Origin of the sequence: Rahnella rivi, assembly GCF_019049655.1 — a bacterium.
Taxonomy (GTDB): Bacteria; Pseudomonadota; Gammaproteobacteria; order Enterobacterales; family Enterobacteriaceae; genus Rahnella; species Rahnella rivi.
In genome coordinates this window covers 1-13,530 of the sequence record NZ_JAFMOX010000065.1, presented here as the reverse complement: position 1 = coordinate 13,530, position 13,530 = coordinate 1, and the positions used below count along the sequence as shown (strand labels likewise).

Sequence of the window (13,530 nt, the reverse complement as noted above, 5' to 3'; positions counted from 1 at the left end):
CAGAGCAGTGACGTTCAGTGGCGTTATTTCTCTGCGGGAGGGCAGGCGCCGCCAAACAGCGGTTTGCGCAGCCGCTGGGCGATCACCACCCCGGCCAGCGTAATGCCGCCGCCGATAATGTGGTAACTCTGCAAATGCTCATGCAGGAACAGCACCGCGATAATGGCGGTGAAAATCGGCGACAGGTTCATGAAAATGGACGCTTTGTTGGCACCGAGGCGGATAACGCCCTGGATCCACAAAAAGGGCGCAATGATCGAGGCCGGAATCCCCGCAAAAAGCACCAGCGGAATGTTGTGCACCGTCAGGCTGACGTCGTTTGCCAGCAGGAAGTTGGGCAGCAGCAGTAATACGCCAAAAATAATCTGCGCATACAGTGACTGCCAGTTAGGCAGCGGGATCGCCCAGCGTTTGGTCAGCACGCCATACAGCGCGTAGGCCGCGGAGGCGCAAAACATCATCAGCTCGCCTTTGCCAATCCCATGTTGCAGCAGTTGCGCCGGATCGCCCGCACTGACCAGCCACACCAGACCGGCGAAAGAAATGATGCAGCCCAGCGCGATACCGACAGTGGGCACCACGCTCAGCAGGAACAGGCTGATCACCACGGTCAGCAGCGGGATCAGCGAGTTCAGTATCCCCATGAACAACGCACTGACGCTATGTGCGGCGTAATAGGCCAGGCTTTGATAAAGCACCATCCCCAGCAGACCGAGGATCAGCAGTTTCCACCAGTATTGTTTCACCGCCTGAAAGTTACGCAGCAGGCCGGGCAAGACAAAAGGTGTCAGTGTCAGCAGCGCCAGCAGCCAGCGGTAAAAAGAAATGGCAGCAGGATCAATGGCGGTCGCGGAAGCCTTGCTGACCACGGCATTGAGTGACCAGATCAACACGGCCATCAGCGGAAAAAGTACATTCATGGCAAATCATCCCTAAGTAAATCGTTGCGCCAGTGTACGATTGTCTTATTTGTTATATATAACGATAATCAGACAACCCTTCACGTAATTCAGACAACCTGATGGCGCGGGATTTCCGTCACAGACAAAAGGCTTTTATGGCATCACCACGCGGCACGGCTCAGCGCACATCACCTCCTCCACGTTACTATCCGCCGTTGCCGGAGAAAATGCCGACCACGCTGCTGTTTCGCGGCGAAGTCGTGGCAGGCAACTCGGAGTATGTGCGCCATTCGCATCCGTGGAGCCAGATTATCTGCGTCAAATCCGGTGTGCTTGCCATGCTGGTGGGCGGGCAGCGCTATCTGGCGCCGCGCGAATTTGCCATCTGGTTACCGGCGGGCACCGAGCACTCGAGTTATAACCGCAAAACGACGCGGTTTTGCGCCATCGATATCGCTCCCGAACTGGACCAAAATCTGCCGTCTGCGCCCTGTTTGTTAACGCCCACCGCGATTTTTAATGCGATTGCCGATGACTGTTTTTCGCGAAAACTGACGGAACCGGAGACGGAGACAGACCTGCGTATGTGCCGCGTGTTGCTGGATCAAATCAGCCTGGCACCCCGGCAAAACACCTATCTGCCGACGTCGGAAGACAAATTGTTGTCGCAGGTGTTGAGCGCACTGGAAAAGAATCCGGCTGACAGCACGCCGCTGGCGCAATGGGCGGCAAAGATTTACACCACCGAACGGACGCTGTCGCGCCGCTGCCAGCAGGAACTGGGGATGAGTTTTGCCCAATGGCGTCAGCGGCTGCGTTTTTTACATGCTATCTCGTTACTTGAGCAGGGAAAAAATGTGCAGGACGTCGCTCACGATGTGGGATACAGCTCGTCTTCGGCGTTCATCACCATGTTCCAGCAAATTTCCGGCACCACCCCGCAGCGTTTTCGTAACGACAGGTAAAGTTGTGCCCTGAAAGTTGGGATCAACGCCACGAACGTGGCAAAATCCCTGTCTTCTTTATTTTCTATTCTTTCTTTAGGCCGTGTTGCCGGAGTCAAACGTGAAAATCCTGGTTGATGAAAATATGCCGTATGCCGTTGAGCTGTTCAGCCGGCTGGGCACTGTGCAGGCTGTTCCCGGCCGTCCTGTTCCGCAGGATGCGCTCAACGATGCCGATGCGCTGATGGTGCGTTCGGTGACCAAGGTGAACGAAAGTTTACTGACGGGCAAACCGGTGAAATTTGTCGGTACAGCCACAGCGGGGACCGATCACGTTGATGATGCCTGGCTGGCTGCGCAGGGCATCGGTTTCTCAGCCGCTCCGGGCTGTAATGCCATTGCGGTGGTTGAATATGTGTTCTCCTCACTGCTGATCCTCGCAGAGCGCGATGGTTTCCAGCTGCGCGATAAAACCGTCGGGATTATCGGCGTGGGTAACGTCGGTTCACGCCTCAATGCCCGTCTGGAAGCGCTGGGTGTCCGCACCCTGTTATGCGACCCCCCGCGTGCCGATCGCGGTGATGAAGGGGAATTCTGGCCGCTGGAAAAACTGGTCACCGACGCCGATATTCTGACCTTCCACACGCCGCTCAACCCGTCCGGCCCTTACGCGACCCATCATCTGGTGGATGCCGATCTGCTGGCGCGCCTGCCGGCTGACCGTATTTTGATCAACGCCTGTCGTGGTGAAGTGGTGGATAACGCCGCGCTGCTCGATGCGCTGAACGGCACGAAAAAGCTGACCGCCGTGCTCGACGTCTGGGAGCCGGAGCCTGATTTATCGCTGGCGCTGCTTGAAAAAGTGGCTATCGGCACGGCACATATCGCAGGCTACAGCCTGGAAGGCAAGGCGCGCGGCACCACCCAGGTGTTTGAGGCATTCAGTCAGTTTATCGGTCAGCCGCAAACCGTGGCGCTGGCCTCGCTGTTACCGCCGCCAGAATTTGCTGAAGTCACGCTACGCGGTGCACTGAGTGAAGCCAAACTGCTGCGTCTTATTCACTTAGTGTATGATGTGCGCCGCGATGACCGGCCTTTGCGCCGTGTCGCCGGAAAAGCAGGTGAATTCGACAAACTGCGTAAGTTCTATGAAGAGCGTCGCGAGTGGTCATCTTTACGGGTGATATGTGACGATCCGGCCACCGCGGAGATGCTGAAAAAGCTGGGCTTTACCACTCAGATGGGCTGAGGCTTAACGCGGCCTTAAGCTTTTTCACATACAGTAATCTGATAACGATTTCGAAAGCAGGGCGGTGATCATTCATCGCCCCTTTGTATTTTGCACTTTTATTTCTGGAGAAAACCAACATGTCTGATGGCTGGAATATTGCGCTGCTTGGCGCAACGGGCGCAGTCGGTGATGCGTTACTGGAATTATTGGCTGAACGTCAGTTCCCGGTTGGTGAGCTCTTCCCGCTGGCCAGTGAGCGCAGCGCCGGTCAGACCGTGCGTTTCAATGGCAAAAGCCTGCGCGTGCAGCTGGCGTCTGAATTCGACTGGTCGCAGGTTCAGCTGGCGTTTTTTGTCGCGGGCAGCGAAGCCTCGGCACTGTACGCTGAAGAAGCGGCGAATCAGGGATGTCTGGTTATCGACAGCAGCGGCCTGTTCTCGCTGGAAAACGACATTCCTCTGGTGGTGCCGGGCGTGAACCCGGACGCGCTGTCCCATTACCGTAACCGTAATATTGTGGCCGTGGCTGACAGCCTGACCAGTCAGTTGCTGACCGCCATCAAACCGCTGACCGAACAGGCCGGTTTATCGCGTCTGCATGTGACGTCACTGCTCTCCGTGTCTGCGCTGGGTAAAGCGGCGGTGGATGATTTAGCCGGGCAAAGTGCGCGCCTGCTGAACGGTATTCCGGCAGAGGAAGGGATCTTCAGTAAGCAACTGGCGTTTAACCTGTTGCCGCTGGTGAGTGATGCAGAGGGCAGCGTGTTGCAGGAACGTCGTCTGGTGGATCAGGTGCGTAAGGTCTTGCAGGACGACGGTTTGCCAATTTCTGTCAGCTGCGTGCAATCGCCGGTGTTTTACGGTCACGCGCAGGTAGTGCATCTGGAAGGTTTGCGCCCGCTCTCTGCAGACGAAGCACGCGCGGAACTTGAACGTATCGACGATATTTCCCTGAGCGATGAAGACGATTTCCCGACCCAGGTCAGTGATGCGTCCGGCAATGCCAATCTGAGCATTGGCTGTCTGCGTAATGACTACGGCGTGCCTGAATTACTGCAATTCTGGTCAGTGGCGGATAACGTGCGTTTCGGCGGTGCCCTGATGGCGGTGGAAACCGCAGAAAAACTGATCAATGAGTACTGGTACTGATTATGTCCGACGAGGTTATTTCTGACGTCAGTGCAGCCCCGGTAGTGGGGCGCATTGCGTTAGGTATTGAGTACAACGGCAGCGCATATTTCGGCTGGCAGCGTCAGCAGGGAGCCGCCAGCGTTCAGGAATGTCTGGAGAAATCACTGAGCCGTGTGGCCGATTCGCCGATTGTGGTGTTTTGCGCAGGGCGCACCGATGCGGGCGTCAGCGCCACCGGTCAGGTGGTCCATTTCGATACGCCGGTGATGCGTAATGATGCGGCCTGGACAATGGGCGTGAACACGCACCTGCCGAAAGACATTGCGGTACGCTGGTGTGCCAACGTCGGGGAAGATTTTCACGCCCGTTTCAGCGCCACTGCCCGCCGTTATCGTTATGTTATCTACAATCATCGCTACCGTTCGGCGATTTTGCACACCGGTGTGACGCACGTTCACATGCCGCTCGACGTGGAAAAAATGCAGCTCGCCGGTCAGGCGTTGCTGGGTGAGAACGACTTCACGTCGTTTCGCGCGTCGCAGTGTCAGTCGCGTACGCCGTGGCGCTACATGGTGCACCTGAATGTCACACGCCACGGTAATTATGTCGTGGTGGACATCAAGGCGAACGCGTTTGTGCATCATATGGTGCGCAATATTGTCGGCAGTCTGGTGGAAATTGGTGCGGGGAATCAGCCGGTGAGCTGGATGGCAGAGCTGCTGGCGGCGAAAGATCGCAATCTGGCTGCGGCGACCGGAAAAGCCGAAGGCTTGTATCTGGTTTCTGTGGATTACCCCGAGAAATTTGCATTACCCCAGGTCAATATGGGGCCGCTGTTCTTAGAAGATTAAGAACCATTGATGGTGTAAAAAAGGACGGAAATCAAATGGGTTTCATTCAGTTTGTGATCGATTTTATTCTACATATTGATGTGCATTTAGCGGAGCTGGTCGCGCAGTATGGCGCCTGGGTGTACGGGATTTTGTTCCTGATCCTGTTCTGTGAAACCGGCCTGGTGGTGACACCTTTCCTGCCGGGCGATTCATTACTGTTTGTCGCAGGTGCGCTTGCCGCGTTGCCGGGCAATGACCTTAACGTCCATCTGATGGTGTTCCTGATGGCGATTGCTGCCATTGTGGGCGATGCGGTGAACTATACGATCGGGCGGGTGTTCGGTGAGCGTCTGTTCAGTAACCCGGATTCGAAGATTTTCCGTCGCAGTTATTTGGACAAGACGCATAAGTTTTACGAGAAACATGGCGGCAAAACGATTATTCTGGCGCGCTTCGTGCCGATCGTCCGGACATTTGCGCCGTTTGTCGCGGGCATGGGGCATATGTCTTATCGTCATTTCGCTGCGTATAACGTGATTGGTGCGTTAGTTTGGGTGCTGCTGTTTACCTATGCTGGATACCTTTTCGGCGATCTTCCGATTGTTCAGGAAAATCTGAAATTACTGATCGTCGGCATCATTGTGGTTTCCATCCTGCCGGGTGTGATTGAAATCTGGCGGCACAAACGCGCAGCGGCGAAAGAGAAACGTCATCAGGGGTGATCCCGTGACAATTTTTATCAATTAACAGGATATTGACGGTCATTAAACCCGCAGACTCACCAGTTTTTTATCCACAGTCTCTGGCTGTTATGGTTTAATGAGCGACAATTTATGGTCTGTTCCTGCGAACAACCCTTCTGTGATGCGGCGTGTGAGGTTTTTTATCACGCCGGACACAGACATTTTTGGGTAGGTTTCAGGGGACTTGTTACTGCATGAACAGCGGACTGGCTTTGGCCGGGTTCAAACAGAAAGGTTATCGATGAGCTGGATTGAACGAATTCTTAGTAAGAGCACTGACTCGCAAACCCGTAAGGCAAGCATTCCTGAGGGCGTCTGGACTAAATGTGACAGCTGCGGACAGGTACTTTACCGCGCCGAGCTCGAGCGCAACCTCATGGTTTGCCCTAAGTGCGACCACCATATGCGTATGTCTGCGCGTATGCGTCTGTCCACTTTCATGGACGAGGGCAGTGAGGTTGAATTAGGTAGCGAGCTTGAGCCTAAAGATGTTCTGAAGTTTAAAGATTCCAAAAAATACAAAGATCGTCTGGTTGCTGCACAAAAAGAAACCAACGAAAAAGACGCGATGGTTGTTATGAAAGGCACGCTGTTTGGTATGCCGATCGTGGTGGCGTCGTTTGAGTTTGCGTTCATGGGCGGTTCCATGGCGTCAGTGGTCGGGGCTCGTTTCGTCCGTGCCGTTGAACAGGCCATGGAAGATAACTGCCCGCTGGTGTGTTTCTCAGCCAGTGGCGGCGCACGTATGCAAGAAGCGCTGATGTCGCTGATGCAGATGGCGAAAACCAGTGCGGCGTTGGCGAAATTGCAGGAACGCGGCTTGCCGTATATTTCTGTGCTGACTGACCCGACCATGGGCGGCGTTTCTGCCAGCCTGGCGATGCTGGGTGATATCAACGTGGCTGAGCCAAAAGCCCTGATTGGTTTTGCCGGCCCGCGCGTTATCGAGCAGACCGTACGTGAAAAACTGCCTGCTGGTTTCCAGCGCAGTGAATTCCTGATTGAGAAAGGCGCGATCGATATGATCGTCCGTCGCCCGGATCTGCGTGCCAAGTTGGGCAGCGTTCTGGCGAAGCTCACCGGACAACCTGAGCCACGTGTGGCTGAGGTGCCGGCAGCGGTCAACGGTTCTGCCGCTGACAATCATCAGGATGCCTGATCGATCAGAGTAAAAGCCGGTCAGTTGTTCAGGGCGGCCACTCATCGTTGTGCCGCCCAAGCTGTCGCCGTCAAGCTGTTATCGCTCAGGACTGGCAGGCCGTGCTTTTACTCTTTCAGCAGTATCTGAAAAAGAGGGCATTGCCTGCTGTCACAGTCTGGTGATGTAGTGTCGAAGTGAACCTAATGCAGGTTGAACGGGGCTCATGCAAAATCAACTTATCCCTCAAGCCACGTCGCCTTTGGCCACGTGGCTTTATTATCTCGAACATCTCCATTCTCAGGCGATTGAACTCGGCCTTAGCCGCGTCAGCGCAGTCGCCACCAAACTCGATTTACTGACACCTGCGCCGCTGGTCTTTACCGTGGCCGGTACCAATGGCAAAGGCACCACCTGCGCCACACTGGAATCGATTCTGATGGCGGCGGGTTACCGTGTCGGCGTTTACAGTTCTCCTCATCTGGTGCGATACACCGAGCGCGTGCGTATTCAGGGCGACGAGTTGCCCGAAGCGGCACACTGCGCCTCTTTCGCACAGCTGGAAGCCGGGCGTGGCGATATCTCTCTGACCTATTTCGAGTACGGCACTTTATCTGCTTTGCAGCTGTTTAAGCAGGCTAAGCTGGATGTGGTGATCCTCGAAGTCGGGCTGGGCGGTCGTCTGGATGCCACCAATATTGTTGATGCCTCGGTTGCCGTGGTGACCAGCATCGCGCTGGATCACACGGACTGGCTGGGGTCAGACCGCGAAAGCATTGGCCGCGAAAAGGCCGGTATTTTCCGTTCGGGTAAACCGGCGGTGGTCGGTGAGCCGGATATGCCACAGTCGATTGCGGATGTGGCGCAGGAAAAAAATGCCGATCTCTGCCGTCGTGACAGCCAGTGGCATTTTACCGCCGGTTCTGACAGCTGGCGCTGGGCGGCGTTGCAGGAAGGGGCGGAAACCACTGTTCTGGAGGCTTTGCCGTTGCCAAACGTTCCCTTAGCCAACGCGGCGACGGCACTGGCAGCCCTGCATTATTCGCCGCTGGAGATCCCGGCTGAGGCGTTGCGCAGTGGTCTGACGCGTGCGGCGCTGCCGGGACGATTCCAGACCGTGAGCGAATCACCGCGCCTGATCCTCGACGTGGCGCATAACCCTCACGCTGCTGCCTATCTGGCCGGGCGTTTGGCTGAACAGCCACGCCATGGCGGGAAAGTACGGGCCGTCGTCGGCATGTTGTCAGATAAAGATATTGCCGGTACGCTGGCGTGTCTGTCCCCGCAGGTGGATGAATGGTATTGCGCGCCGCTTGAAGGCCCGCGCGGTGCCAGCGCTGAAGAACTGACGGCGCATCTGCCCGCGGCGCGTCAGTTTGCGGATGTGGAGTCAGCCTGGAAGCAGGCCATGCAGGAGGCGGCTCCTCAGGATATTGTGATCGTCTGCGGTTCGTTTCATACCGTCGCTCACGTAATGGATGCTTTAGATACGGGGAAAACCAGTGGCAAGTAAGTTTCAAAATCGCCTGGTCGGTACGGTCATTCTGGTGGCGCTGGGCGTCATCATTTTGCCCGGATTACTCGACGGCAAGAAAAAACATTACGAAGACGAATTTGCGTCGATCCCATTGGTGCCAAAAGCGGGTGATGTCGAGGAGCAGGATTCGGTACCGCCGGTGACGCAGTCGCTGCCTGCTCAGGCGCCTGAAGGCGCAGATCAGTCGATGCATGGCGCACCGGAATCTGACAATTCCGCGACCAACACCACGGCGGCCAATCGTGGCGCGGTGGCACCGGGGAATACCACGGTAGAGACGCCACCGGCAACGACGCTGCCAGAGCAGAAAAAAACGGTGCAACCAACGCGTACCGAACCTGCGAAGCAGAAACCGGTTGAGCAAAAGCCAGTGGTTCAGAAGCCTAAGACGATCGAGCCTAAACCGATGGTCGAAGCACCGCCTGTCGTCAAACAGAAACCGGTTGAACAGCCTAAACCGGCAGAGCAACCGAAAGCCGCAGAACAGCCGAAGCCGGCGCAGGAAGAAAAAGCGCCAGCGGGGCAGTCGTATGTTGTGCAGCTGGGGGCGTTGAAAAATGCGGCCAAAGCCAATGAGATCGTGGCGAATCTGCGACTCTCCGGTTTCCGTGCCTACACGGTTCCGTCAACGCCGGTACAGGGGCAGATAACGCGCCTCTACGTCGGGCCGGATGCCTCCAGGCAGAAACTCGAAGCCTCGTTGCCGCAGTTGCAACAGCTCAGCGGATTAGGCGGCCAGGTTAGGGCTTACTCTGCACACTGACGTGACTCCTCCCCTTTGCCGGGGAGGGAACTGATAAAACATAAAAAATACCAGGGAGGGCACAAGCGATTTGTGCCCTTTTTCTATAAGATCCTCAGGTTGGGTTTTTATAGGGTTATGCTGCGATTGAGGTTTTTTTAATCGCTATTATTAATTTGTCTGACCGGCAGATTTCCCCTACGCAAACGTTTTCTTTTTCTGTTAGAATTCGCAGCGATTTGGATGCCGGGGTAGACGTGACTGGATTAGACACTGGAATAGTTAATGGTCTGGATTGATTACGTCATCATTGCGGTTATCGGATTTTCTGCATTAGTCAGTTTGATTCGTGGCTTTGTTCGTGAGGCTTTATCACTGGTAACCTGGGCTTGCGCCTTCTTCGTTGCCAGTCATTATTACCCTTACCTCGCCATCTACTTCACGCGTTTCGAAGATGAGTTAGTTCGAAACGGGATCGCAATTGCCATCTTGTTCATCGCGACGTTGATCGTAGGTGCAATTGTCAACTATGTGATTGGTTCGCTGGTGGAAAGAACCGGATTGTCCGGCACAGACAGGGTGTTAGGTGTGTGCTTCGGCGCGCTGCGCGGGGTGTTGATTGTCTCCGCGATGCTGTTCTTCCTGGATACTTTTACCGGCTTCTCACAAAGTGAAGACTGGAAGCAATCCCAGTTGATCCCACAGTTCAGTTATATCATCAGGTGGTTCTTTGACTACCTGCAGAGCACGTCGAGTTTCTTGCCAAAACATCTTTAGTTTTGGCAGCGCTGAAGAGGAAAAGACAACATGTGCGGTATTGTCGGTATCGCCGGTTTCATGCCGGTAAACCAGTCGATTTATGACGCGTTAACGGTGTTACAACACCGTGGGCAGGATGCCGCAGGCATCGTCACCATTGATGCCAATAATAACTTCCGTTTACGGAAAGCGAATGGCCTGGTGAAGGATGTTTTCGAAGCCCGCCATATGCAACGCTTGCAAGGCAACATGGGCATCGGCCATGTTCGCTACCCAACGGCTGGCAGTTCCAGCGCTTCAGAAGCTCAACCTTTTTACGTCAACTCTCCGTTCGGCATCACCCTGGCCCATAACGGTAACCTGACCAATGCCCATGAACTGAGAAGCAATCTGTTCGAAGGCCAGCGTCGCCATGTCAACACGACTTCTGATTCTGAAGTCCTGCTGAATATCCTGGCCAGCGAGCTGGATCGTTTCCAGCATTATCCGCTCGAAGCTGACAACATTTTCGCCGCAGTATCGGCGGTGAACCTGAAAATCCGTGGTGCTTATGCCTGCGTGGCGATGATCATCGGCCACGGCATGTTGGCCTTCCGTGACCCGCACGGCATCCGCCCGCTGGTGATCGGCAAACGTACGCTGGAAGATGGCCGCAATGAGTACATGGTGGCGTCTGAGAGCGTGGCGTTAGATACACTGGGCTTTGAGTTCCTGCGTGATGTGGCGCCGGGCGAAGCGGTGTACATCACCGAAAAAGGCCAGCTGTTCACCCGCATGTGTGCTGAGAATCCGCAGTACAATCCGTGCCTGTTCGAGTACGTCTATTTCGCACGTCCTGACTCGTTTATCGACAAAATTTCCGTCTACAGCGCCCGTGTTCGTATGGGTGAAAAGCTGGGCGCGAAGATTGCCCGTGAATGGGAAGATCTGGATATCGACGTGGTGATCCCTATCCCGGAAACCTCGTGTGATATCGCGCTGGAAATCGCGCGTATCCTGGATAAACCGTACCGTCAGGGTTTTGTGAAAAACCGTTATGTTGGCCGTACATTTATCATGCCGGGTCAGCAGGAACGTCGTAAATCTGTGCGTCGCAAACTCAATGCTAACCGCGCTGAGTTTCGTGATAAGAACGTGTTGCTGGTGGATGACTCCATCGTGCGCGGCACCACGTCCCAGCAAATCGTTGAGATGGCGCGTGAAGCGGGGGCGAGACGTGTGTATCTGGCTTCAGCGGCACCGGAAATTCGTTTCCCGAACGTCTACGGCATCGATATGCCAAGTGCTAACGAACTGATTGCGCATGGCCGTGAAGTCAGCGAAATCAACCAAATCATCGGTGCCGATGCGTTGATCTTCCAGGACCTGAGCGATTTGATCGCCGCAGTGAAAGAAGACAACAGCGATATCGAGAAATTTGAGTGTTCAGTATTCGACGGTATTTACGTCACGAAAGATGTTGACCAGAATTACCTGGAATACCTCGAAGCCCTGCGCAACGACGACGCTCAGGCGTTACGTGGTCAGCAGGAAGCTGAAAACCTCGAGATGCACAACGAAGGCTGATAAGCGCGTTGCTGACATGATACAAAGCGCGCCCCTCCTGTGAACACACAGGTCGGGCGCGTTTTTTTATGCCTGAATGTATGTCAGTATTAGCACCGTCCGGGTTCATTCTTCTAAGGCAGTGTTCATGAAACGACTTATTGTCGGTATTTCAGGCGCCAGCGGCGCAATTTACGGTGTCCGGCTGTTGCAGGTGTTAAAAAGCGTACCGGATGTCGAAACCCATCTGGTGATGAGTAATGCCGCACGGCAGACGCTGACTCTGGAAACCGATCTGACGCTGCGCGACGTGCAGGCCATGGCCGATGTGGTTCATGATTCCCGCGATATCGCCGCCAGTATTTCTTCCGGATCCTTTAAAACCGCCGGAATGGTGATTTTACCCTGTTCGATCAAAACCTTGTCCGGCATTGTTAACAGCTATACCGACGGATTACTGACCCGCGCGGCAGACGTGGTGCTTAAAGAAAGCCGCCGTCTGGTGCTCTGTGTCCGCGAAACGCCGCTGCATCTTGGCCACCTGCGCCTGATGACTCAGGCCGCTGAGCTCGGAGCCATCATCATGCCGCCGGTTCCGGCGTTCTATCATCGCCCTGCGTCGGTGGAAGATATCATCGATCAGACCGTTAACCGCGTCATCGATCAGTTCGATATTGAGCTGCCGGAAGACCTGTTTGTTCGATGGCAGGGCAGCCACTGAGTTTTCTCCCCCCTCTACGCACTTATTTCTAGCATTTCACTAACAATGCACCAACGCTGATCACAATTTGATTCATTCTGGTGCATTGTTAACGGGCGCTTACGCTATCCTTTCCTCAGACCTCTGAATACTTTCATATTCCTGATGATTTTTTGACCGGTTTTCACTCTCTTAACGGGGAAATTGCCCTCGCTAAGAAACGGCACGAAACGTGCATGAGAGAATCTGGCAAAAAAGCCATTTGCATCGTTCAGCAAACTATAAAAAGACGTTCATTCACGCACACGCAACCACAACAGATGAATAATCACTGAGGCTAATGTATGAAAAAGTTGTTCAAGGTTCTTCCGCTGGTTTTGGTCTTAGCCAGCGCAGGTAGTGCGTTCGCTGCCGCACCTAAAGCAATTAATATCGGTACTGATCCGACGTATGCCCCATTTGAATCAAAGGATTCCAGCGGCAAGCTGGTAGGTTTTGATATCGATCTCGCTAATGAAATGTGTAAACGCGCTGCAATTAAATGCACGTATGTCGAAAGTGATTTCGACGCACTGATCCCTTCCCTGAAAGCCAAAAAAATTGATGCGATCATTTCCTCATTGTCCATCACTGAAAAACGCCAGCAGGAAATTGATTTCACTGAGAAATTGTACGCCGCCAACGCCCGTCTGATCGCGCCTAAAGGCTCTAAAGTTCTGCCTGAACTGGACGCGCTGAAAGGCAAAAACGTCGGTGTATTACAGGGTTCCACCCAAGAAGCCTATGCCAACGCCATGTGGCAGCCAAAAGGCATCAACGTTGTGGCCTACCAGAACCAGGATCTGATTTATGCGGATCTGGCTTCAGGCCGTCTTGATGCCGCGTTCCAGGACGAAGTGGCGGGCAGCGAAGGCTTCCTGAAACAGTCTGCAGGTAAAGAATACGCGTTCGCGGGTCCGTCTGTTAAAGACGATAAATTCTTCGGCGTGGGTACCGGCATGGGTCTGCGTAAGACCGATACGGATCTGAAAGCCGCGCTGAACAAGGCGTTTGACAGCATGCGTAAAGACGGTACTTACGACAAGCTGGCGAAGAAATACTTCGACTTTGACGTATACGGCGGCTAATTGCGCGCTGTGTGATGTGCCACAGGGGGCGGTGCGCTGCTCCCTGAGGTTCTGACGCGAGCCATTTTCTGGCCGCGCCGGGATCCTTTCAGACAGGAAAAAACCATGCTGTATGGGTATTCCCAGGTAATCATCCAGGGCACGTTGGTGACACTGGAACTGGCGATTTCGTCAGTTGTTTTAGCGCTGGTGATAGGGC

General features: G+C 54.5%; 13 protein-coding genes and 1 pseudogene. 13 read left to right on the top strand and 1 reads right to left on the bottom strand.

Annotated features, from left to right (window positions below; all coding sequences use genetic code 11):
- Nucleotides 1-23: 23 nt before the first annotated feature.
- Nucleotides 24-920 (bottom strand): DMT family transporter, encoded by an 897-nt coding sequence (locus tag J1779_RS19300; RefSeq protein ID WP_183847785.1) that lies wholly within the window; start codon nt 918-920, stop codon nt 24-26.
- Between the two features lie 137 nt (nt 921-1,057).
- Here J1779_RS19300 and J1779_RS19295 point away from each other — a divergent pair, with 137 nt between their 5' ends.
- From J1779_RS19295 to J1779_RS19235, 13 genes and pseudogenes are all read left to right on the top strand, one after another.
- Nucleotides 1,058-1,867 carry an AraC family transcriptional regulator gene (locus J1779_RS19295; protein ID WP_420804213.1) on the top strand — a complete coding sequence of 270 codons (810 nt, stop codon included), beginning with the start codon at nt 1,058-1,060 and terminating at the stop codon, nt 1,865-1,867.
- A 100-nt stretch (nt 1,868-1,967) separates the two neighbouring features.
- Nucleotides 1,968-3,095: a 4-phosphoerythronate dehydrogenase PdxB gene (gene pdxB / locus J1779_RS19290; RefSeq protein ID WP_217204535.1), complete on the top strand. Its 1,128-nt coding sequence runs from the start codon at nt 1,968-1,970 to the stop codon at nt 3,093-3,095.
- A gap of 119 nt (nt 3,096-3,214) precedes the next feature.
- Complete coding sequence (locus J1779_RS19285) at nt 3,215-4,225, top strand: aspartate-semialdehyde dehydrogenase (RefSeq protein WP_056782155.1); 1,011 nt, start codon at nt 3,215-3,217, stop codon at nt 4,223-4,225.
- A 2-nt stretch (nt 4,226-4,227) separates the two neighbouring features.
- Entirely contained in the window at nt 4,228-5,058 is an 831-nt protein-coding gene (gene truA, locus J1779_RS19280; protein ID WP_056782156.1) for a tRNA pseudouridine(38-40) synthase TruA, read from the top strand.
- A gap of 35 nt (nt 5,059-5,093) precedes the next feature.
- A complete protein-coding gene (locus J1779_RS19275; RefSeq protein ID WP_217204534.1) occupies nt 5,094-5,762 on the top strand; it encodes a DedA family protein in 669 nt (222 codons plus the stop codon).
- Between the two features lie 262 nt (nt 5,763-6,024).
- Nucleotides 6,025-6,942: an acetyl-CoA carboxylase, carboxyltransferase subunit beta gene (accD, locus tag J1779_RS19270; RefSeq protein WP_056782162.1), complete on the top strand. Its 918-nt coding sequence runs from the start codon at nt 6,025-6,027 to the stop codon at nt 6,940-6,942.
- 205 nt (nt 6,943-7,147) lie between these two features.
- Entirely contained in the window at nt 7,148-8,434 is a 1,287-nt protein-coding gene (gene folC / locus J1779_RS19265; protein ID WP_217204533.1) for a bifunctional tetrahydrofolate synthase/dihydrofolate synthase, read from the top strand.
- Nucleotides 8,424-9,221 (top strand): cell division protein DedD, encoded by a 798-nt coding sequence (gene dedD, locus J1779_RS19260; protein WP_056782168.1) that lies wholly within the window; start codon nt 8,424-8,426, stop codon nt 9,219-9,221. The genes folC and dedD overlap by 11 nt, the downstream gene beginning before the upstream one ends.
- A 264-nt stretch (nt 9,222-9,485) precedes the next feature.
- A complete protein-coding gene (gene cvpA, locus J1779_RS19255; RefSeq protein ID WP_034791821.1) occupies nt 9,486-9,977 on the top strand; it encodes a colicin V production protein in 492 nt (163 codons plus the stop codon).
- A 30-nt stretch (nt 9,978-10,007) separates the two neighbouring features.
- Nucleotides 10,008-11,525, top strand: a complete 1,518-nt coding sequence (purF, locus tag J1779_RS19250; RefSeq protein ID WP_056782171.1) for an amidophosphoribosyltransferase — start codon at nt 10,008-10,010, stop codon at nt 11,523-11,525.
- A 127-nt stretch (nt 11,526-11,652) separates the two neighbouring features.
- Nucleotides 11,653-12,225 (top strand): UbiX family flavin prenyltransferase, encoded by a 573-nt coding sequence (locus J1779_RS19245; protein WP_122097531.1) that lies wholly within the window; start codon nt 11,653-11,655, stop codon nt 12,223-12,225.
- A 323-nt stretch (nt 12,226-12,548) separates the two neighbouring features.
- Nucleotides 12,549-13,331 (top strand): lysine/arginine/ornithine ABC transporter substrate-binding protein ArgT, encoded by a 783-nt coding sequence (gene argT, locus J1779_RS19240; protein WP_056782177.1) that lies wholly within the window; start codon nt 12,549-12,551, stop codon nt 13,329-13,331.
- A 105-nt stretch (nt 13,332-13,436) separates the two neighbouring features.
- A pseudogene (locus J1779_RS19235) lies at nt 13,437-13,530 on the top strand (amino acid ABC transporter permease); the annotation flags it as partial.

Coding starts and splice junctions, on each gene's coding strand:
- J1779_RS19300 (WP_183847785.1), bottom strand. CDS start 920: ATGAATGTACTTTTTCCGCTGATGGCCGTGTTGATCTGGTCACTCAAT.
- J1779_RS19295 (WP_420804213.1), top strand. CDS start 1,058: ATGGCATCACCACGCGGCACGGCTCAGCGCACATCACCTCCTCCACGT.
- J1779_RS19285 (WP_056782155.1), top strand. CDS start 3,215: ATGTCTGATGGCTGGAATATTGCGCTGCTTGGCGCAACGGGCGCAGTC.
- truA (WP_056782156.1), top strand. CDS start 4,228: ATGTCCGACGAGGTTATTTCTGACGTCAGTGCAGCCCCGGTAGTGGGG.
- J1779_RS19275 (WP_217204534.1), top strand. CDS start 5,094: ATGGGTTTCATTCAGTTTGTGATCGATTTTATTCTACATATTGATGTG.
- accD (WP_056782162.1), top strand. CDS start 6,025: ATGAGCTGGATTGAACGAATTCTTAGTAAGAGCACTGACTCGCAAACC.
- folC (WP_217204533.1), top strand. CDS start 7,148: ATGCAAAATCAACTTATCCCTCAAGCCACGTCGCCTTTGGCCACGTGG.
- cvpA (WP_034791821.1), top strand. CDS start 9,486: ATGGTCTGGATTGATTACGTCATCATTGCGGTTATCGGATTTTCTGCA.
- purF (WP_056782171.1), top strand. CDS start 10,008: ATGTGCGGTATTGTCGGTATCGCCGGTTTCATGCCGGTAAACCAGTCG.
- J1779_RS19245 (WP_122097531.1), top strand. CDS start 11,653: ATGAAACGACTTATTGTCGGTATTTCAGGCGCCAGCGGCGCAATTTAC.
- argT (WP_056782177.1), top strand. CDS start 12,549: ATGAAAAAGTTGTTCAAGGTTCTTCCGCTGGTTTTGGTCTTAGCCAGC.